This is a genomic window from Kitasatospora sp. NPDC042419, assembly GCF_056437345.1.
Genome location: NZ_JBWKAW010000013.1, coordinates 35,112 through 54,361, shown reverse-complemented (window position 1 = coordinate 54,361; position 19,250 = coordinate 35,112). Strand labels below are relative to the sequence as shown.

Below are 19,250 nucleotides of genomic sequence, written 5' to 3'. Positions count from 1 at the left end.
AAGCCCGGCGGGCTGTCGTGGACCTCCGGTGAAGCGGTCAGCTGTTCCCGGCGCTGCGGTCCTCCACGAACTGCTTGAAGCGGCGCAGGTCGCCCCGGACCTGCCGGTCGAGCACCCCCAGCTTGTCGGCGGCCTTCTCGGCCAGGCCGGTGGGCTCGAAGGCCATGGTCATCGTGACCCGTGTCCGGTCGGCGCCGAGCGGCTCGAAGTCGACCGCGCCGCTGTGCTTCGCGGTCTCGCCAGTGCTGCGCCAGGCGACCCGCTCGTCGGGCACCCGCTCGACGATCTCGGTGTCGAACTCCCGGAACAGCCCGGCGATCCTCACCTGCCAGTGGGCGTGGAGGTCGTCCAGCTGTCTGACCTCCTCCACGGCCTCCATGAACTGCGGGAACTCCTCGAAGGTCGCCCACTGGTCATAGACGACGCGGATCGGCACGTCCACGTCGATCGACTCCGCCACCCTGCTCATCGCCACACCTCTCCGCGCTGTCCCGAGCACGCCGCCGGACCGGGGATCCGCAGCCGGCACCACCTTCCATCTTGGCCCTCCACAGGGCAGCGGCAACCGCCCGACCCGCGGGCGGGCGGGGTGGGCTCCCGGGGCCGGGTCCGGCGCCGGGGGTCCGGCCCCGGTCAGGCGTGCGCGGCCAGGCCTGCGCGGCGGTCCCGGGCGGACCGGACCGGCGGACCGGACCCGACAGGCGCGTGCCGACGTGTTCGCGCCCCGTGGCCGCCCTCGCGCCCCCGCGATCGCCGGTCCGAGGACGGCACGGCGCCGGGGAACGCCGACGGTCAGGCTCCCGAGCCGGACCCGGGCACCGGGCACCGGGCACCGGGCACCGGGCACCGGGCACCGGGCACCGGGCACCGGGCACCGGGCACCGGGAAGCACAAGCAGCAGTGACCGACCGTGCCGCCCTTACCGCCCGAGTCGCGCGCAAGCAGCCGCAACACGACGCCGGACGGCGCTCCGGCAGCCACGGGTCGCGCGCACGAACCCCGCCCGGAAGACGGGAGCCCAGGCTCGCCCGGCGGTCGGCCGCCGGGGTTCGACAGGACCGACGCCAAGCAGCGGCTCTCAGGCCGAGGTCAGATGCCGTCTTCGCGCAGGGCAGCACGGACCAGAGCAACGTCCGTAGCGGGTACGGCGAGTTCCCGGTAGCGATCGGCGGCTCGCACGGACAGCAGACGGAACACTCCGCCGTCGACCCGTCCGCTTCCGGGGCCGGTGACCGGCCCCGCCCCGTGAACGTGGAACGGGGCAACCAGGGCGACGGCTCCACCGGATCTGCCGAGGAGACGTGCGGTGGGGCCGGGCGTGCGACGGGACCGGGCGTGCGGTGGACCGGGCGCGGTCCCCGCCGGCGGTCAGGCCAGCTCGGCTGCCAGCAGCGAAGCCGCAGCGGCGACCAGTGGTTCGTCCGGCGGTGCGGCGCTGTCGTGCTTGGTCGACAGCACGGCCATCACGATCGCTCCCCGGCCCGGAGGCCAGGCGATGCCCACGTCGTCGGTGGTGCCGTAGCCGCCCGTCCCGGTCTTGTCCGCGACGGTCCAGTCCCCGGGCAGCCCCGCTCGGAAGCGGTTCCCACCGGTCGTGTTGGCCAGCAGCCAACCGGTCAGGATCTCGCTGTCCCGTGCTTCGAGCGCGTCGCCCAGGACGAGCCCGGCGAAGGTCCGGCCGATCGCGCGGGGGCTCGACGTGTCGGTCACGCGTCCCGGCTCCGCCGAGTTCAGCCCGGGCTCCCACCGGTCGAGCCGGGTCACCTCGTCGCCGACGGAACGGCAGAAGCGGGTGACCGCGTCCGGGCCTCCGAGTTCGCGCAGGAGGAGGTTCGCCGCCCCGTTGTCGCTGTACTCGACGGCTGCCGCGCACAGGTCCGCGACGGTCATGCCGCGCGCGAGGTTCTCGGGCCGGGCCGTGATCGGCGCGTAGCCCGAGCCCGTGACCTCCTCCGCCGTGTACCGGATGCGCTCGGCGAGGAACTCACCGTCCCGGTCGAGGTCCCTCAGGACCGCGGCCACGGCGATCGTCTTGAACGTCGAGCACACCGGGAACAGTTCGTCCGCGCGGTGGCGGACGGTCCTGCCGGTGGCCGTGTCGCAGGCGAAGACTCCCAGTCGTGCGGCATGCGCCTGTTCGAGGGCACGCAGCCGTCCGGAGATCCCTCCGCCGCCGCCCGTGCCCTGTGCGAAGGCCCCGGGGCCGGCGGGGAGAACCGTGGCAACGGCCGTCCCGGCGGCCCCGGTGAGAACGCCTCGCCGACTCGGACGCGGTTCCATGGTCGTTCCTCCCTCTGCTCGTGCCGGCCGTGTTGCTCATGCGGCCGCCGGCCCGTTCGGGGCCCCGGACCTCGGGCCTCAGGGCCCCGGGATACCGAACTCTGCCACGAGGGACGGGGATCGGCGCGAAGGCCGTGCCCCCGGGTGTGTTGCGAACGGGCACGGTGGTCGTCAACTCCCGTACTCCGGGCCGGAATCGGACCGCCGCCCGGAGCTACGGCGCCGCCGGGACGGACACCGGCGAGGAACCTCCGGGTAGCAGCAGGTTCGGCGCCCCGCCGCCGTCCGCCGGAACGGTCCAGACGTCGCTGCCCTTCCCGTCCCGGCCCGGCAGCGCGTAGCCGAGGGTGCCCCCGTCGAGCCAGGCCGCCTGGTCGTCCACGCTGCGCGACTCGGCCAGCGGGTACTCGCGCATCCCGGCCAGCTCCAGGACGTGGAGCCGCCAGGGCGCGGCCGGGTCGGCCGAGACCTTCTTCTTGAAGGCGATCCGGGTGCCGTCCGGCGAGAGCGAGGGGCACTCGACGTTCTCCCGCAGCGTCCGGGCCGACCACGCCCGGAGGTCGCCCTCGACCAGGTGGGTCCGGCCGCCGGTCGAGACGGTGGCGTAGAAGCGGTTGTCGTCGGCGGCGAAGTTGACGCCCCAGTAGTTGACGTCGGCGGCGTGGTAGCGGGTGCCGCCGACGGTCAGCGGGATGGACTCGACCGACTTGACCAGGTACCCGGTGCGCAGGTCCAGGATCGACGTCCGGGTGGAGAAGCTCCCGGACGCGTACGAGTCCCCCACGGCGAAGGTGGTCCAGGAGAGCAGCTGTCCGGAGGCCGACACCCGGGCCCGGTTCGGGATGCCGGGCACCGTCACCGTCTGGATCTCGGTGAACCGCCGGTCGTACACCACCGCCTGGGTGCGGGCCGGGACGCCGGGCAGCGCCCGCAGGCACAGGGCCCGGTCGCCCGCGGCGTAGAACCGGGCGCAGGACGGCCCGTCCGGCGCCCCTTCACCGCGGGCGACCCGCCCGGTGGCGGTGTCCCGGTAGTAGATTCCGGACTCGTTCAGGGTGAACGAGCTCTCCGCCGCGACGAGTCGAGGTCCGCCGCCGCGCTGCCGGGCGTGCAGCACGTACCCGAGCGAACCGCCCAGCAGGACCAGGACGGCGATCACCAGCACCGTCGAACGCGCCTTCACGCGGCCTCCCTTCCCGGCAGGATCCGCCATGCGGCGGCGAGGGCGGCGGCCAGCGCGAGGGCGGCCACCGCGAGGGCGGGGCGCAGCCCCCACCACGTCCAGGCGGCGCCGAACCCGGCCGCGCCGACCAGCCGGGCCAGTGCCTGGCCGGTCTGGAGCACGGCGAGCCCGCCCGCCCGGCCGTCCGGCGGCAGTACCGGTCCGGCGAGCGCCATCAGCACGCCGTCCGTGGCGGCGTAGAAGACGCCCAGGAGCACCAGGGTGAGCACGGCGGTCGGCCACCCCAGCGGGGCCATCAGGACGAGGTAGGCCGTGAGCAGTGCGCCGTGCCCGCAGAGGAAGGGGGTGCGCCGGCCGGTCCGGTCCGCGAGCCGGCCGGCCGGTACGGCCAGCAGCAGGTAGCAGGCCGCCGCGCCGAGCGGCAGCAGCGGGAAGAGCAGGGGCGGCAGGTCCAGGCCGCGCTGGAGCAGGAGGTAGAGGAAGGAGTCGCCGATCGTCGCGGCTCCCAGCAGCGCGGCGGCCGTGACCACCCGCCGGAACACCGGGTCGCCGAGCGCCCCGGTCCTCCTCCTGGCCGGCTTCGGCACAGCGGCCGGCCGGGACGCGACGCCCGGCTGGGACGCGACGCCCGGTCGGGAGGCAAGGCCCGGCCGGGGCCCGGCGGTCTGCTTCGGCAGGACCGGAGGCTTCGGCAGGCCCGCCGGGGCCGCCGTCCCGGCCGGGACGAACAGCACCAGCACCAGTACCCCGAGCAGCCCGGTGGCGAAGCTGACCACGAACACCGCGTCGTACGCGTCCGCCGTCGCCCACAGCACCGCGAACGCGACCAGCGGGCCGAGCAGTGCCCCCGTGGTGTCCATCGCCCGGTGCACGCCGAACGCCCGGCCGAGCGCCTCCGGCGGTGCGCTGAGCGAGATCAGCGCGTCCCGGGGCGCGGTCCGCACGCCCTTCCCGAGCCGGTCGGCGGCCAGTGCGGCGGCGATCCCGCCGGCCGCCCCGCCGGCGAGCAGCAGCCCGAGCCGGGAGAGCGCCGAGAGCAGGTAGCCGGCCCCGGCGACCGTCCGGTGCCGGCCGCCGCCCCGGTCGGCGAGCCTGCCGCCGAGGAGTCGGACCAGTGCCGTGGCGCCGTTGAACAACCCGTCGAAGAAACCGAACTGGAGTGGTGAGAGGCCGAGCCCCAGCACCAGGTAGAGCGGCAGCACGGCGGTGACCATCTCCGAGGAGACGTCGGTGACCAGGCTGACCGCACCGAGCGCGATGACCGTGCCGGGGACGCGCCGCCCCACCCCGGCGGGGCGGAGCGGCGCGTCCGAACGGCGGCCGGTGGTGGCCAGGTACATCATCAGTGGCAGCTGTACTTCGGGGAGGCGTCCTTGACCTGGCCGTCCGTTCCGACGTAGCTCCAGCCGTACCCGGAGTCGGTGAAGTCCAGCTTCAGCACGCCGTACTCACCGCTGATCCGCTTCTGGCTGTTCGGCTGCACCTGCTCGATCGGGTAGGGCTCGGCGCCGCCCATCCCGCCGACGACCTCGACGATCCCGTCCGCGGTGGCCTTCCCGTCCGGGTCCTGCGGGGCGAACCGCTCGTAGTGGTGGTCGTGCCCGTTCAGCACCAGGTCGGCCCTGGCGCCGTAGAGGATCTTCCACACCGGCCGGGAGACCGGGTCGTTGCCGTGCCCGCCGGAGGAGTACAGCGGGTGGTGCCAGTAGGCGGCGACGCACTTCTTCGCGTTGGCCGCCAGGTCGGCCTTCAGCCAGTCGATCTGGGCGCTCTGGTCGAAGGCGTTGGAGTCCAGCGCGACGAAGTGCCAGTTGCCCTCGTCGAAGCTGTACCAGCTCTTGCCCTGCGGGTAGGCGACGGCGCCGAAGTACGACTTGTACCCGGCGAGCGACCCGGCCGGGTCGTAGGTCTCGTGGTTGCCCGGCACGGGATGGGTCTTCGCCTTGAACGCACCCCAGCTCTTGTCGTAGTAGTTCCGGAAGTCCGACAGCCGGGCGTCGTCGTACTGGTTGTCACCCATCGTCAGGTAGAACTTCGGGCCGATCTGCTGGGCCAGCGCGGCGGTCTTCGGGTGCGCGCAGCCGCTGTCCGAGGCGGTGCACTGCGCGGCGATGTCACCCGCCGCGACCACCGTGAACGCCCCGCCCGGCGACGGCCCGCCGTCCGGCACCCCGTACACCTCCATCTCGAACAGCGAGTAGCCGTACGACGTTCCGCGCGCCGTGCCGTACATCCGGACGTAGCGGCCCTTCCCGGCCAGCCCCGTCCAGTCGTCGGTCGCGCCGTTGCCGGCCTTCTCCTCCGCCAACGGCGTCCAGGTCACCCCGTCCGCCGACACCTCCAGGCGGTAGGCCTTCGCGTACGCGGCCTCCCAGCTCAGCTTCACCCGCGAGACACGGGCACTCCCTCCGAGGTCGACCCGCAGCCACTGCGGGTCCTTCCCCTCCGCACTCGCCCACCGCGAGGTGGCGCTCCCGTCGAACGCCTTCCCCGCCTCGTACGACGACCCCTCCGTGGACGAGGCCGTCGCGGCCTTCCCCTGCGAGATCAGCGGATCGGCCGCCGCTCCCGCCTGCCCGGACCAGCCGAGCAGCAAGCCGCCGAGCAACGCGAGGACGGCGACGAACACACCGACATGGACAGGCCTTACCGAGACACCCAGACGCATCACTGGACTCCCTGACCTTGAGAAACGGCGAGAGCTGGACACCGGTGCACGCCGCACGCGCGCCACCGGGCAAGCGGCGACCGCACCACCGCAGCGGCCGGGTCAGAGCTCTCACTGAGCGCGTCACGCCCCGTCCGGAGCAGGCGCCGCGCCAAGCCGCCAGCCGACAGCGTAGTAGAAAGTAAAGTTTCCTACCAATAGTCGAGCAGTGCCGAACTTCCGTCCGAATCAAGGTTCGTGGGCATCTCGGCCGCCCGGCCACACCCCGGTCACGCCCCGGCCACCCCGGCTACACCGGTCGGACGCGCGGGGCGGCGAAGACCCCGTCGGGGCCGAAGACCAGCCGGCCGAAGTTGTCCGCGATGCGGCGGTGGCCGGCGGGGTCGGGGTGGATCTCGTCGGGCAGCGGCAGCTCGTCGTAGTCGGCCAGGCCGTAGAGGGCGCGGCCGTCCAGGTGGTGCAGGTGCGGATCGTCGGCGGCGCGCTCGGCGACGATCCGTGCCAGCTCCTCGCGGATGACGGTGAGGGTCAGCCGCCCGGCCGCGCGTTCGGCGGGGTCGCCGGTGGCCCTGAACCGCAGGGTGCCGGCCGAGAAGTCCGGCGCCAGCGGGCCGGGGGTGTCCTCCTGGACCGGGCACAGGACGGCGGAGACGACCAGCAGCGGGGTGGTCGGGTGCCCCTCCCGGATCGTGTCGAGGAACCCGTGGACGGCCGGGCCGAAGGCGCGCAGGCGCATCGTGTCCGCGTTGACGATGTTGATGCCGATCTTGAGGCTGATCAGGTCGGCCGGGGTGTCGCGGATCGCGCGGGCGGTGAAGGGGTCCAGCAGGGCGCTGCCGCCGAAGCCGAGGTTGACCAGGTCGACACCCGCCTCGCGAGCCGCCAGGACGGGCCAGACCACGGTGGGGCGGCCGGCGTTCGAGCCGTGGCTGATGGAGCTGCCGTGGTGGACCCAGGTCCGGCGCCCGGTCGGCGGCGCGGGCTCGACCGGGGCGTCGGTGCGCAGGGCGATCAGCTCGGTGATCTCGTTGTGCGGCAGCCAGATCTCGACGGTCTTGTCGTGGTCCGGCAGGCCGGTGAACCGCGCCGTCCCGGGCGGGCCCTCGACCAGCTCGGCGGCACCGGTGGCCAGGTCGGTCACCCTGGTGTTGCCCCCGGCGACGGCGGTCCGCCCGGCGGGCCGGCCGTCGACGAGGAGCTCGTAGACGCCGTCGGGCACGGCCGGCATGCCGGGGTAGGCGCGCTTGGTGGGCAGCGTGTCCAGCTCGACGGTGGTCGCGCGGGTGCGGAACACCAGGTGCACGCCGGAGGGCTGGGCCTGGGCCATGGCGAGCTGCTCGTCGGGGATCTGACGGCGCGCCCGGGCGGGCAGCCGATGCGGCAGCAGTCCGCGGGCGGTCCGTTCGGCGTCGAGGTGCCCGCGGAGCAGGTCCGCGGTGACGGGGGTGGTGATCGGGGCGGCCATCGGGCTGGTGTCGGTGCTCATGGTTCCTGTGGTTCCTGTGGTTCCGGTGGTTCCTGCGGTTCCGGTTCGGTGGGTCGGGGTGGCCGGGGCATCCGGCTCGGCGGCCTGCTCGGCGACCGCCCCGGCCTTGGAGGGGCAAAGCTCAGCGGGCCGTCCAGGTCCGCAGCAGGGTGTCGAGGGAGTCGACGACCCAGTCCCAGGAGTCCTGCGGATCGACGGCGGTGTGGCTGAAGCCGCCTGCCGCCTCCAGGCTGACGTAGCCGTGGAAGACGCTGCCGAGCAGGCGGACCGCGTGCGTCTGGTCCGGCTCGGCCAGGTCGTACCCGCGCAGGATCGCCCGGGTCATCCGGGCGTGCCGGACCCCGGCGCCGGCGGCGGCCGTCGGCGGATCGAGCCTGTACCGCGCGGCGTCGTACCGCCCGGGGTGCTGCCGGGCGTAGTCCCGGTAGGCGTCGGCGAAGGCGGCCAGGGCGTCCTTGCCGGCGCGCCCGGCGATCGCGTCGGCCGCGCGGTCGGCCAGCTCCTCCAGCGCGAGGAGGGCGATCCGCGTCTTGAGGTCGTGCGAGCTGCGGACGTGCGAGTACAGGCTCGCGACCTTGACGTCGAAGCGGCGGGCGAGCTCGGAGACGGTGACCTGCTCGAAGCCGACTTCGTCGGCCAGCTCCGCGCCGGCGCGGGTCAGTCGCTCGGCGGTCAGTCCCACCCGGGCCATGGATCTCACTCCGTCCACCTGCAGCATGATGCCGTCTTCCTAAAGGCTTTAGGTTTTCACCATACATGTGCAGGCTGTGGCGCGCAGGCGGCTCAGGGCAGGCGGCACCGGCGAGGCGGTTCCGGCGAGGTGACTCAGGGCAGGTGACACAGGGCGGGCGGCTCAGGGCAGGCGGGCGGGTGCCGGGCGGCGCGCTCAGCCCTCCGGCTCGCGCTCCTCCAGCGAGGCGGCCGTCTCCAGCGACCGCCGCAGGGCGGCCCCGAACATGCCGGGGGCGGCCTCGGCGAGGGCGCGGCGGAGGGCGACGGACTCCTCGGCGGCGGCCAGGCCCTCCGCCCGCCGCCCCTCCTCCCCCAGCCGGACGGCGAGGTTGTTGAGCGCCATGGCGAGGTCCGGCAGGAACGCGTCGGGGAACTCCCCGGCGAGGCCGCGGAAGTGGGCCACGGACTCCTCGGCGGCCGCCAGCCCCTCCGCCGGCCGCGCCTCCTCCCCCAGCCGGACGGCGAAGCTGTTGAGGGCGTTGGCGAGGTAGGGGAGGTAGGCGTCGGGGTACGTCCCGGTGAGCGTGCGGTAGTGGGTCACGGCCTCCTCGACGGCCGTCAGCGCCTGGGCGGGCCGCCCCACCTCGCCCAGCAGCACGGACAGGTTGTTGAGGCCCTCGGCGAGATCGGCGAGGTGGGCCTCGGGCGCCGCCTCGGCGAGCGCGCGGCGGGTGGTGACGGACTCCTCCAGGAGGACCAGCCCCTCCTCCGGCCGCCCCACCCGTCGGAACCGGACGGCGAGGGTGTTGAGCGCCATGGCGAGGTCCGGCAGGTGGGCCTCGGGCGCCGCCCCGGCGAGGGCGCGGAAGTGGCCCACGGCCTCCTCTGCGGCCGCCAGCCCCTCCGCCTCCCGCCCCACCCCGCCCAGCAGCACGGACAGGTTGTTGAGGGCCTGCGCGAGGTCGGGCAGACGGGCGTCGGGGTCCGCCTCGGCGAGGGCCCGGCAGACGGCCACGGCCTCCTCCGCCGAGGGCACGCCCTCCGCCGCCCGTCCCGTCGCGTTCAGCAGCAGGGACACGTTGCCCAGGATCCGGGCCAGCGCGGGCGCGTAGGTGTCGGGATCCGTCCCGGCGAGGGTCCGGTAGCGCTCGACCGCGTCCCGGCCGGTTGCCAGCGCCTCCGCCCGGAGTCCCACCGCGTCCTGCCAGCCGGCGAGGTTGGCGAGGGCCTGCGCGAGGGCCGGCAGGTGGGTGTCGGGGTCCGCCTCGGCGAGGGCGCGTCGGATGGCGACGGACTCTTCGACCGCGGACAGGGCGTCCGCCGGCCGCCCCGCCTTCCCGACATCGACGGAGAGGTTGCCGAGGACCTGCGCGAGCGCGGGCAGGTGGGTGTCGGGGTCCGCCTCGACGAGGATCCGGTAGTGCGCGACGGCTTCCTGGCTCGCCACCAGGGCCTCCGCCCATCGCCCCGTGTCACCGAGCCGGACGGAGAGGTCGTTCAGGGCCGTGGCGAAGCCGGGAAGGTTCGCGACCGGGTCGGACTCCGCGAGGCCCCGGTGGCGGTCGGCGCGGACTCCGGCGAGCCTGGCGGCCGTGGCGGCGAGGCGCCTGGTGGCGGCGGGGAGCAGCGCGTATAGCTCGTCCAGCCGGAGGAGGGGGACGGCGGGGTCCGCGACGATGGTGTCGAGGGCGTCGGTGAGTGGCCGGGGGTGGTCGGTGCGGGTGGCCGTGGTGACGATGTGGGCGGCCAGCTCCCCGTGGTGGCGCAGGCAGAGGTCGGTGAGCCGGGTGTCGAGGCGGTGCCGGAAGACGGGGTGGGCGGCGGCGCGGCTGTAGACGGTGAGCAGTTGCTCCGCCTGACCCGGGTCGGCGCCCGCGAGGAGGTGGGAGGCGAGGCCGGGGTCGGCCTCCAGGGTTCGGCCGATGTGGCGTTCGGCGAGGCGGTCGGGCTGGAGGGCGCCCCAGGGAGCCCCGGGGGCCGGGGCGGGGTAGAGGGCGGCGAGCCATGCGGTGACCTGGTCGCGGCGGTCGCGGGTCTGGTCGGCGAGGGCGGGCAGGCGCCGCCACAGCCGGTCGGCCTGTTCGTCGTCGGCCGCGCCCGCCAAGTGGGCGGCGGCGAGTGCGGTCTCCAGGGTGGCGGTGTTCAGCGCGGGGCTCAGGCCGCGGGCGGTGGCGCCGTTCCGCCAGTAGCGGTGCTCGTGTCCGAGCAGCCGGTCCTCCACCGCCTGGGCCTCGTCGTGCGCGGCGCCGCTGCCGCCCGCCCCGTCGGGGTCACCGGGCTCCGGGCCGTCGGGCCCCGGGCCGTCGGACGGGGGGAGCGTGATGTCGAGGAGGTCCGCGAGGGCGGTCATGTGGAGGGTGAGGGCGTTGCCGTAGGCGCCCTGGTCCAGCCTCCTCGGCGGCAGGCCGGCCGCGGCCGCGGCCCAGTCGTGGCCGGCGAGGCCGTCGACCAGCGGAAGGGCGGCGGCCAGCGCGCGGGCGGCGTCGTGGTAGAGGCGGACCCGCAGCTCCGGATCGTCCTCCAGCGGGGCGAGGCGGTGGGTACGGGCGTGGGTGAGGTGGTCCTCGGCGAGGCGCGTCGCGATGCGGGCGTGGCGCCACCAGTCGCCGTCGGTGCGGGCCGGCAGCAGGAGTTTGAGCGGCGTGCCTCCGGGGTGCTCGGCGGCGGCCTCGACGAGCGCGGTGAGCTGGTCGGCGCGGGTTTCGGCGTAGTCGAGGACGACCAGCAACGGCCGTGCGGCGTACCGCAGTTCGCGCAGTTGCTGTGGGGCGGCGGTCGCGCGCGGCCACAGGACCGCCCAGCCCTCGGCGGCCAGCAGGGCGCCGAGCCGGTGGGCGAGTCGGGTCTTGCCCTGTCCGCCGGGCCCGTGCAGGAGCCACGCGCCGAACCCGGCCGTCCTGCACCAGGCCGCCAGGTCCGCGAGGAGGTCGGCACGGCCGTGGAAGGGGACGACCTGCCGCCCGGCCTCCAGCAGCGCCGCCGGGGTGGCGGGCGGGCGGCGGCCCGCGGCGTCGTGGGCGGGATCGGCGAGGTCCTGGAACTCCACCGCCTCCAGGCCCCCCGCCGCGGTGGCGCCGTGCTCGGCGAGAGCGCTGCGGAACGCGGGGTCGCGGTGGAGGACGTAGCCGGGCACGAGGTTGAGCCGACCGTGGCCGGAGCCGGCGCGGTCGGAGGCGACGACCCCGAGCAGCAGACGGCCGGAGTACACGGCGCCACCGGACAGGCCGCCCCACGGCGAGCCGCCGGCGGTCTCCCGAGGAGGGTGCCCGGCGAGGTCCATCACGTACTGGTTGCCGACGAACCCGGTGCCCGGGTTCACCTCCCCGCGCAGTTGCACGGCTTCGGCGGGCCTGCCGGGGCGCTGGGCCTCGTCCGGCAGGCCCCACGTCTCGCACGCGGTGCCGGGCAGGTCGGTGACCAGGCGGCCCCAGCGCACCGGTGCGGCCGGCGGCCGCCAGTGCGGGGACTCGTCGACGAGGACGAGCGCCGCGTCGTCGCGTCCGCCCGGCGTGCCGGACCACACCACCACCGCACCGGCCTGCTCGCCACCGCCGGGGTGGAAGACCTTCACCCTCGTCCCGGCGGATCCGGTGACGTGGGCGGAGGTCAGCACCAGCCGGCCTCCCACCGCGTACCCCGCCCCGGGCCCGCCCGGACCGGCCACTCCGGCAAGGCGATCCCTCTCCACTCCTGCCCCCCTGCTGCACGGTCGAGTACCACGGGTCCGGCGGCCGGGGAGACGGTCGGTGTCTCCGGCCGACTGCGCCGCCGGGCCCGGCCCGGCGGCGCACCGGGCGATGGGCCCGGCCCGGGCCGCGCGCTCCGGCCCGGAATCCGCCGACCCGCCCACCGTAGGGCCGGCTCACCGCCGCCCGCAGCCGAAGCCCGGATCCGCTGCGTCCCGCCGGGCGGGCGAGGCGGGGGTCCGCCCCGCCGGACCCTTCCGGGCGGCGGGGCGGGGCTCAGGCGGGGCGGGGGTTCAGGCCGGACGGGGCTTCAGGCCGGACGGGGCTTCAGGCCGGACGGACGGTGACGGTGTGCTGCGAGCGGACCAGTTGCAGCATCGGGCAGCGCGCGTCGGCGGCGGCCAGCAGCTCCGCCAATGCCTCCGCCGGGGCCGAACTGCTCAGCTCCACCGCCGCCGTCAGGTCGTACGGCACGGCGGGTGCCTCGGTCGGCACACCGAAGAACCGCGCGTCGTTGTTGCGGGCGCTCACCCGGACCTCGGCCCGGTCCAGCGGGACGTCCTCCAGCGCCGCGATGCACAGGATGGTGTGCGTCAGGCAGGTGCTGATCACGGCGCACAGCAGTTCCGGCGAGGACGGGCCGAGACCGAAACCGCCGATGTCGGGCCCGCCGTCGCCGACGAACGACCACTCCCCCACCCGGACCTTGCGGACCCCAGTGGCGTCGTCGGCGACGCAGACCGCGCCGATCTCCTCGTCCCAGTCCGAACTCTCGGGCCGTCGGCGGGCCGCGTCGCGCATCGCTGCGCCCTTGTCGCGCAGGTGCTCGGCCAGACCCGGCCGGCGCACCGCAGGTATGTGCGTCATGGCCGGTAGCGTACGGGCCGCGCGTGCCGATCCGGTCAAGGGTCCCCCGGCGGAGGGAAGTTGCGGCCGGTCGGGGTCCACCGGAGCCGGCCCCGCCCGCCGGTCGCGAGGTTTCCCCGGATCGCGCGCAACGTTTCGCCCCGCTCGCGGCATCTAACTGATGTCAGGTCACGGGACGGGAAGGGTGCCATACGCGGGGCCAGGGATGTGCGGGCGCGAAGCGGGTGCAGGTGCGCACCCGACGGCGGGCGGGGGTTTTCTCCGGCAGGATTCATCCGGGTCCGCCGTGGTCAGGGATTTCCCGAACGGGTTCCAGGCGGCCCGTATTTCCGCCATGTCCATTCGACCGGCGGACGGGTCGAGTTCCGACGGACGCCTTCATTCCTGTTGCACGGTTGTGACAGTCGCACACGACAAAACGTTCGATCCCCAAGGATCCGCGGCTAGCATTCCGACATGTCATCGAACCTCCCCCCGATATGGAATTCATCCGACAGCGCACCCCTCCGGCCGCCGCGCAATTCGGCGCTCCGATTCGCCCGTTACGGTGCGACCTTCCTGGGTGTGAGCGTGGTGTGCGGCGCACTGCTGGCCGGTGTGGCGCTGCCCGCCGCCGGAGCGCTCGGACTGGCCGCGAAGGACACGGCGGAGGGCTTCGACGACATCTCCGACGACTTCAAGACCCCGCCGCTGACCCAGGCCACCCAGATCTTCGACGCCAACGGCGGGCTGATCGCCAAGGTCTACGAGCGCGACCGCACCGTCATCGCCGCGGACCAGATGTCGCCGTACATGCGGCAGGCCCAGGTCGACATCGAGGACGCCCGCTTCTACGAGCACGGCGCCGTCGACCTCAAGGGCGTACTCCGCGCGATCAGCAAGAACGCCGAGAGCGGCACCGCCTCCCAGGGCGCCTCGACGCTGACCCAGCAGTACGTGAAGAACGTCAACGTCGAGAAGGCCGGCGACGATCCGGCCGCGGTCCGCGAGGCCCAGCGCAAGACCCTCGGCCGCAAGATCCAGGAGCTGAAGGTCTCCATCAAGCTGGAAGAGGACCTGACGAAGGACCAGATCCTCACCAACTACCTCAACATCACGTACTACGGGAACGGCGCCTACGGCGTGGAGGCCGCCTCCCAGCGGTACTTCGGCAAGAACAACAAGGACCTGACCATCGCCGAGGCCGCCACCCTGGCCGGGCTGGTGCAGAACCCGACGGCCTACGACCCGAAGCTGCACCCGCAGGCCGCGCAGAACCGCCGCGACGTGGTGATCGACAAGATGCTGGAGAACAAGCACATCACCGCGGACCAGGCCAAGGAGGCCAAGGCCGCACCGCTGGGCCTGAACTTCAGGGCGCCGCGGAACGGCTGCATCACCGCCCAGGCGGGCATGGGCTTCTTCTGCGACTACGTCCGGCAGGTGGTGAAGCACGACCCGGTCTTCGGCAAGAACGCCGCCGACCGGAAGAACTTCTGGGACCAGGGCGGCCTGAACATCCACACCACCCTCGACCCGGCCAAGCAGGCCGCCGCGCAGAACGCGGTGAGCACCAACGTGCGGGTCACCGACAGCGTCTCGGCCGCCGCCACCATGGTCGAGCCGGGCACCGGCAGGATCCTGGCGATGGCCCAGACCCGCCCGTACGGCGTGGAGACCGACAAGAACCAGACCGTCGTCAACCTCAACGTCGACGCGGCGATGGGCGGCGGCAACGGCTTCCAGCCCGGCTCGACGTTCAAGCCGATCGTCGCGGCCGCGGCGCTGGAGGCGGGCCTGCCGCCGACCCAGGAGTACTCGTCACCGAACAGGCTCGAGTACCCGACGATGAAGACCTGCGAGGGCACCTGGAAGAACGACGCCCGCCCCAGGACGGTGGTGCCCAACGAGTCCGCGAGCGAGAAGGGCCCCTACCAGCTGAAGCAGGCGATGGCGCTCTCGGTCAACACCTACTTCATCCAGATGGAGCAGCAGATCGGGCTCTGCGCGGTCAAGCAGATGGCCAACAAGCTCGGCATCGACAGCAAGGCCAGCGGGAAGCCGTTGGAGGAGGTCCCCGCGATGGGCCTGGGCGTCGAGGAGGTGAGCCCGCTGACCATGGCCAACGTCTACGCGACCTTCGCCGCCCAGGGCAAGCACTGCGCCCCGGTCGCGATCAGCAGGATCACCACCTTGGACGGCAAGGACGTCCCCGCCCCGGCCGGCCACTGCGAGCAGGTGTTCTCCGAGACGACGGCACAGGCCCTGAACACCATCCTGAACGGGGTCACCGAGAACAACGGCACGGGCGCGGCGCTCAGCCTGGAGGGCGACCGGCAGATCGCCGGCAAGACCGGCACCTCGGACCACAAGAAGGCCGCCTGGTTCAGCGGCTACACCCCGCAACTCGCCACCGCGGTCTGGCTCGGCGGCCCGGCCGGCGGCGTCGAGATGCGGAACATCACGATCAACGGGAAGTACCGCGCCGAGGTGTTCGGCGCCGACGGCCCCGGGCCGATCTGGCGGGACGCCATGAACCAGGCGCTGCGGGGCACGCCCAAGCGGTCCCTGCCGATGGCCGACATCCCCGACCCGGCGCCGAAGCCCGACCCGAGCCCCACCGGGTCGACCAGCGCGAGCCCTCCGGCTTCCGCACCGGCCTCCGCACCGGCCTCCGCACCGCCCGCCACCCCGCCCGCCGCTCAGCGCTGACGGCCGCGACGGACCACGAGCGAGGGGGCGGACCACGAGCAAGGGGTCGGACGGCGGGGGACGGCGCGGCGGGGTGCGCCCGGGCGGCACCGGCGAGTATCGGCCAGCCGGACCGGATCGTTGTCCAATTACCTTGCATTGACACTGACTTGACCATCATTTTAATGTCGCCATGGCGGCATCGAACCGTGCCGCCGGCTATCCCGACGTGACTCGGAGGTCAGAATGGAACAGCTCATCAAGAAGATGACCCAGGACGACAAGTGGAAGGGCTGGGTCGCCGCCAACTCCACGCAGAGCGCCAAGGACGGCTGCATCAGCGTGGCCAAGTCCGGCTGCATCAGCGTCGCGAAGTCCGGCTGTATCTCCTGACGAACCACCCGCACGGGGCGGGCCGGGCCGGGCGCGGTGCGCCCGCCCGGCCCGGCCTCCGCCGCGCGCCCGCCCGCGTGACGCCGCAGCGGGCCTCCCTTGCTCCCCACACCGACCGGGGGTGACAGTGAACGGCCAGCCGACCGCCGAAGTGGTCGACCGGATCAGGGACATCCCGATCTACCGGGCCTCGATCGAACAGGGCCACTTCCCCGTCCTGGAGAAACCCGAGATAGCCCGCGGATTCCCGGACAACTGGATGACGCCGGCCCTCGGCGCGGCACTGGAATCCGGCGAGGCGGAATTCGTCCTCTCCACCGGAACCAATCACGCCAGAATGCAGATCATCCGCCCGCCGTACTTCCTGCTGAATTCCTACTACCGGTTGTGGAGCGAGCACCCCGACATCGCCGCGACCTGGGAGCAGGGCTGCCGGCGGGTCTCCCTCACCACCGTCCTGGCCACCGAGCACGTCGCCCGGGTCAACGCCGGGAAGCGGGGCGAGGAGCCGGCCGCCGAACCGGCGCTGGGCGACCGGTGGCTCGACGACCGCACCGTCTACCTCAACCTACGCCTCGACCCCGCCCGGTGGCGGCGGACGGACGTCGAGCGGATGCTCGGCGAGATCGAGGAGGCCCGCCTCGCCCACCCGAAGGGCTGGTACCACCTCGACTGCTCCGCCTACCACCTCGCCCACCTGGTGCGGAAGGCCGTCGAGTGGGGCCTGTGGGAGGAGTTCCCGCGGCCCGCCAGCATCGTCCACGCCTACGAGTACACGCCGGTGAACGTCGCCCGGTACCTGCGCGAACACTTCGACTGCCCGATCGTGGACCTGTTCGGCAGCACCGAACTCGGCTACCTCTACTACAGCGACCGGACCGGCCGATACCGCCCGTACCTCGACGGGATGAGCGTCGAACTCATCCCGGTCGCCCCGGGCAGCGGGATCCACAGCCTCATCGTCACGAGCGTGCGGAACCCGTACATGCCGCTGGTCCGCTACCGTTCGGGGGACTGCGTCCGCACCCTGGACGGCAGCGCGGACCCGGAGCGCATCGCCCGGTTCTGCGGCCGGGAGAAGGAACTCCTCCCGACCCCGCACGGGCCGGTCGCACAGGGCGACCTCGACGACCTCGTCGGCGGCGCCACGCCCCGGGTGTTCCTCCACCGGCTGCACGTGTCGGGCGACGGGGACGAGGCCGTGCTGCGCTGCACCACCTTCGACGGCGCCCCGCTCGGCCCGGACGAGACCGGGGCCCTGGCCGACGGCGTCGGGCGGCTCACCGGGCGGCGGTGCCGGGTCGAGCACCACGAGCACCTGCCCATCGGCAAGTCGGGCAAGTACGCCTGGCTCGCGACGGACGACCGACCAGCAGCGGACGGAGAAGCATGACCACCCAGGCCAACGTCTCGGCCGACGACCTCAAGGCCCTGCTCGGCGACGTCCTCCACGCCGAGGCGGTCGCGTACGCGGCCGGCCGGACCGGTGCGTCCCCGGCCGAGGCGGAGCGGCAGGTCACCGAGTGCCTGCGCTACCTCTACCTCGTCTCCCGCTACCGCGAGGAGCTCGCCGGCCTCTTCCTCCCCGTCGAACAGGACATCGACGAGGTCTGGCACTACCTCATCCTGCAGACCCGCGAGTACCGCGCCCTGTGCGAGGAGCGCCTTCCCGGCGGGTTCTTCGTCAACCACCGCAGCATCGCCTACGAGGCGTACCAGGAGGAACCCGGCCGGGAGCGCGCCGCCGAGGAGGCGCTGCGCTGGATCCCGCTGTACTGCCGGGAGTTCGGCCCCTTCGACGAGGGCGCGCCGGCCCACTGGACCATCGTGCGCTACCTGCACGAGGAGATGGACATGACCCTGGAGGAGATCTCGGCGCTGCGCCCGCTGGCGACCGCATGACGTCCTCCGCCGCGCCCTCCCCGCCGACCGCCGCGGAGCCCCGCCGGCCGCCCGAACACCCGGCGCAGCGAAGGGTCCTGACCGTCCTGGTGGTCTCCCAGGTGGTCAGCGGCGCGGGGCTCACCGCGGGCATCGTGGTGGGCGCGCTGCTCGCCGAGGAGATGCTCGGGTCGACGGGGCTCGCCGGCATCCCGAGCGCCCTGTTCACCGGCGGTTCGATGCTCGGGGCGCTGGGCATCGGCCGCCTCTGCCAGCGCTGGGGCAGGCGGCCGGGGCTCGGCCTCGGCTACGCGGTCGGTGCCCTGGGCAGCGTCGGCGTGGTGGCGGCGGTCGCCGCCGACAGCGTGCCGCTGCTGCTCGTCTCGCTCCTGGTGTACGGCGCCGGCACCGCCACCAACCTGCTGGCCCGGTACGCGGGCGCCGACCTCGCCCCGCCCGACCGTCGCGGCCGGGCCCTGAGCCGGGTCCTGCTCGCCGCGACGCTCGGCGCGGTCGCGGGCCCCAACCTGGTGACCGTCACCGGCGACGTGGCGCAGTCCTGGGGGATCCCCCGCCTGGCCGGCCCGTTCCTGCTCGCCGCCTTCGGGTACGCGGCGGCGGCCGCCGTCCTGGGCACCCTGCTGCGGCCCGACCCGCTCCACCTGGCCCGCGCCCTGGCGGCGGGGCCGCAGCCGCCGGCCGGGACGCCGGACCCGAAGCCGGCCGGGACGCCGCCCCAGGAGCAGGGCCAGAACGGGGAACACGACGGGGAGCCGAACGGGCCCCGTCCGGCAGCCGCCGGGGACCGCACCGCGCGCGGCCCCGGGGTCGCGGTCGGTCTGTGGATCATGCTGCTCGGCCAGCTGGTCAAGGTCGCCGTCATGACGATGACCCCCGTCCACCTGGCCGCCCACGGACACGGCACCGGTGCGACCGGGCTCGTCATCTCGCTGCACATCGGCGCGATGTTCCTGCCGTCCCCGCTCAGCGGCATGCTGGTCGACCGCCTGGGCCCGCTGCCGGTCGCCGGCGCCTCCGGCGTCGCCCTCTGCGCGGCCGCCGTCCTCGCGGGCGTGGCGCCCACGGACTCGGTGGCCGTCCTGGCGGCGGCACTGGTGCTGGCCGGGGTGGCCTGGAACCTCGGGCTGGTCAGCGGCACGGCCATCGTCACCGCGGCCGTGCCGCCGGACAGGAGCGCCTCCACCCAGGGGCTGGTCGACGTCGGCCTGGCGGTCGCGGGCAGCACCGGCGGGCTCCTCTCCGGCCTGGTCATGACGGCCGGCGGCTACAGCACACTGGCCCTGGGCGGCGCCGTCGTGTCCCTCCTGGTCCTCCCCGTCGCGGCGCGGGCCGCCCGGGCCGCCCGCCCGGCCCGCGCGCCGCTGCACCCCGCCGCGCACCACCGGCGGGCCTGACCGGCGGGCCCGGAGGCCGCCGGGGCCCCGGGACCCCGGGACCCCGGCG

14 protein-coding genes are annotated in these 19,250 nt (G+C 74.1%); 5 read left to right on the top strand and 9 right to left on the bottom strand.

Going from position 1 to position 19,250, the window contains the following annotated elements:
- Positions 1 to 37 precede the first annotated feature (37 nt).
- From AC067J_RS23735 to AC067J_RS23695, 9 genes are all read right to left on the bottom strand, one after another.
- Positions 38 to 469 (bottom strand): SRPBCC family protein, encoded by a 432-nt coding sequence (locus AC067J_RS23735; RefSeq protein ID WP_478302261.1) that lies wholly within the window; start codon positions 467 to 469, stop codon positions 38 to 40.
- Positions 470 to 1,368: 899 nt separating this feature from the next.
- Positions 1,369 to 2,280: a class A beta-lactamase gene (bla, locus tag AC067J_RS23730; RefSeq protein WP_478302259.1), complete on the bottom strand. Its 912-nt coding sequence runs from the start codon at positions 2,278 to 2,280 to the stop codon at positions 1,369 to 1,371.
- A 214-nt stretch (positions 2,281 to 2,494) separates the two neighbouring features.
- Complete coding sequence (locus AC067J_RS23725) at positions 2,495 to 3,463, bottom strand: TolB family protein (RefSeq protein ID WP_478302257.1); 969 nt, start codon at positions 3,461 to 3,463, stop codon at positions 2,495 to 2,497.
- Positions 3,460 to 4,803: an MFS transporter gene (locus tag AC067J_RS23720; RefSeq protein ID WP_478302523.1), complete on the bottom strand. Its 1,344-nt coding sequence runs from the start codon at positions 4,801 to 4,803 to the stop codon at positions 3,460 to 3,462. Before AC067J_RS23720 ends, AC067J_RS23725 begins: the two co-directional genes overlap by 4 nt.
- Positions 4,804 to 4,805: 2 nt before the next feature.
- Positions 4,806 to 6,092: a discoidin domain-containing protein gene (locus AC067J_RS23715; RefSeq protein WP_478302255.1), complete on the bottom strand. Its 1,287-nt coding sequence runs from the start codon at positions 6,090 to 6,092 to the stop codon at positions 4,806 to 4,808.
- A 328-nt stretch (positions 6,093 to 6,420) separates the two neighbouring features.
- On the bottom strand, positions 6,421 to 7,617 hold the full coding sequence (locus AC067J_RS23710; RefSeq protein ID WP_478302253.1) for an SGNH/GDSL hydrolase family protein: 1,197 nt from the start codon (positions 7,615 to 7,617) through the stop codon (positions 6,421 to 6,423).
- 121 nt (positions 7,618 to 7,738) lie between these two features.
- Positions 7,739 to 8,308: a TetR/AcrR family transcriptional regulator gene (locus AC067J_RS23705; RefSeq protein ID WP_478302521.1), complete on the bottom strand. Its 570-nt coding sequence runs from the start codon at positions 8,306 to 8,308 to the stop codon at positions 7,739 to 7,741.
- Between the two features lie 195 nt (positions 8,309 to 8,503).
- On the bottom strand, positions 8,504 to 11,902 hold the full coding sequence (locus AC067J_RS23700) for a tetratricopeptide repeat protein (protein WP_478302251.1): 3,399 nt from the start codon (positions 11,900 to 11,902) through the stop codon (positions 8,504 to 8,506).
- Between the two features lie 400 nt (positions 11,903 to 12,302).
- A complete protein-coding gene (locus AC067J_RS23695) occupies positions 12,303 to 12,842 on the bottom strand; it encodes an OsmC family protein (protein ID WP_478302249.1) in 540 nt (179 codons plus the stop codon).
- Positions 12,843 to 13,406: 564 nt separating this feature from the next.
- Between AC067J_RS23695 and AC067J_RS23690 the strand changes: the two genes are divergently transcribed.
- From AC067J_RS23690 to AC067J_RS23670, 5 genes are all read left to right on the top strand, one after another.
- Positions 13,407 to 15,533 (top strand): transglycosylase domain-containing protein, encoded by a 2,127-nt coding sequence (locus AC067J_RS23690; RefSeq protein ID WP_478302247.1) that lies wholly within the window; start codon positions 13,407 to 13,409, stop codon positions 15,531 to 15,533.
- Positions 15,534 to 15,758: 225 nt separating this feature from the next.
- Positions 15,759 to 15,905 carry a hypothetical protein gene (locus AC067J_RS23685; RefSeq protein WP_478302245.1) on the top strand — a complete coding sequence of 49 codons (147 nt, stop codon included), beginning with the start codon at positions 15,759 to 15,761 and terminating at the stop codon, positions 15,903 to 15,905.
- A 127-nt stretch (positions 15,906 to 16,032) separates the two neighbouring features.
- Positions 16,033 to 17,298 carry a phenylacetate--CoA ligase family protein gene (locus AC067J_RS23680; RefSeq protein ID WP_478302520.1) on the top strand — a complete coding sequence of 422 codons (1,266 nt, stop codon included), beginning with the start codon at positions 16,033 to 16,035 and terminating at the stop codon, positions 17,296 to 17,298.
- Complete coding sequence (locus AC067J_RS23675) at positions 17,295 to 17,807, top strand: glycine-rich domain-containing protein (RefSeq protein ID WP_478302243.1); 513 nt, start codon at positions 17,295 to 17,297, stop codon at positions 17,805 to 17,807. Before AC067J_RS23680 ends, AC067J_RS23675 begins: the two co-directional genes overlap by 4 nt.
- On the top strand, positions 17,804 to 19,201 hold the full coding sequence (locus AC067J_RS23670) for an MFS transporter (protein ID WP_478302242.1): 1,398 nt from the start codon (positions 17,804 to 17,806) through the stop codon (positions 19,199 to 19,201). Before AC067J_RS23675 ends, AC067J_RS23670 begins: the two co-directional genes overlap by 4 nt.
- Positions 19,202 to 19,250: the final 49 nt, after the last annotated feature.

Coding starts and splice junctions, on each gene's coding strand:
- AC067J_RS23675 (WP_478302243.1), top strand. CDS start 17,295: ATGACCACCCAGGCCAACGTCTCGGCCGACGACCTCAAGGCCCTGCTC.
- AC067J_RS23695 (WP_478302249.1), bottom strand. CDS start 12,842: ATGACGCACATACCTGCGGTGCGCCGGCCGGGTCTGGCCGAGCACCTG.
- AC067J_RS23670 (WP_478302242.1), top strand. CDS start 17,804: ATGACGTCCTCCGCCGCGCCCTCCCCGCCGACCGCCGCGGAGCCCCGC.
- AC067J_RS23720 (WP_478302523.1), bottom strand. CDS start 4,803: ATGTACCTGGCCACCACCGGCCGCCGTTCGGACGCGCCGCTCCGCCCC.
- AC067J_RS23705 (WP_478302521.1), bottom strand. CDS start 8,308: ATGGCCCGGGTGGGACTGACCGCCGAGCGACTGACCCGCGCCGGCGCG.
- AC067J_RS23735 (WP_478302261.1), bottom strand. CDS start 469: ATGAGCAGGGTGGCGGAGTCGATCGACGTGGACGTGCCGATCCGCGTC.
- AC067J_RS23685 (WP_478302245.1), top strand. CDS start 15,759: ATGGAACAGCTCATCAAGAAGATGACCCAGGACGACAAGTGGAAGGGC.
- bla (WP_478302259.1), bottom strand. CDS start 2,280: ATGGAACCGCGTCCGAGTCGGCGAGGCGTTCTCACCGGGGCCGCCGGG.
- AC067J_RS23710 (WP_478302253.1), bottom strand. CDS start 7,617: ATGAGCACCGACACCAGCCCGATGGCCGCCCCGATCACCACCCCCGTC.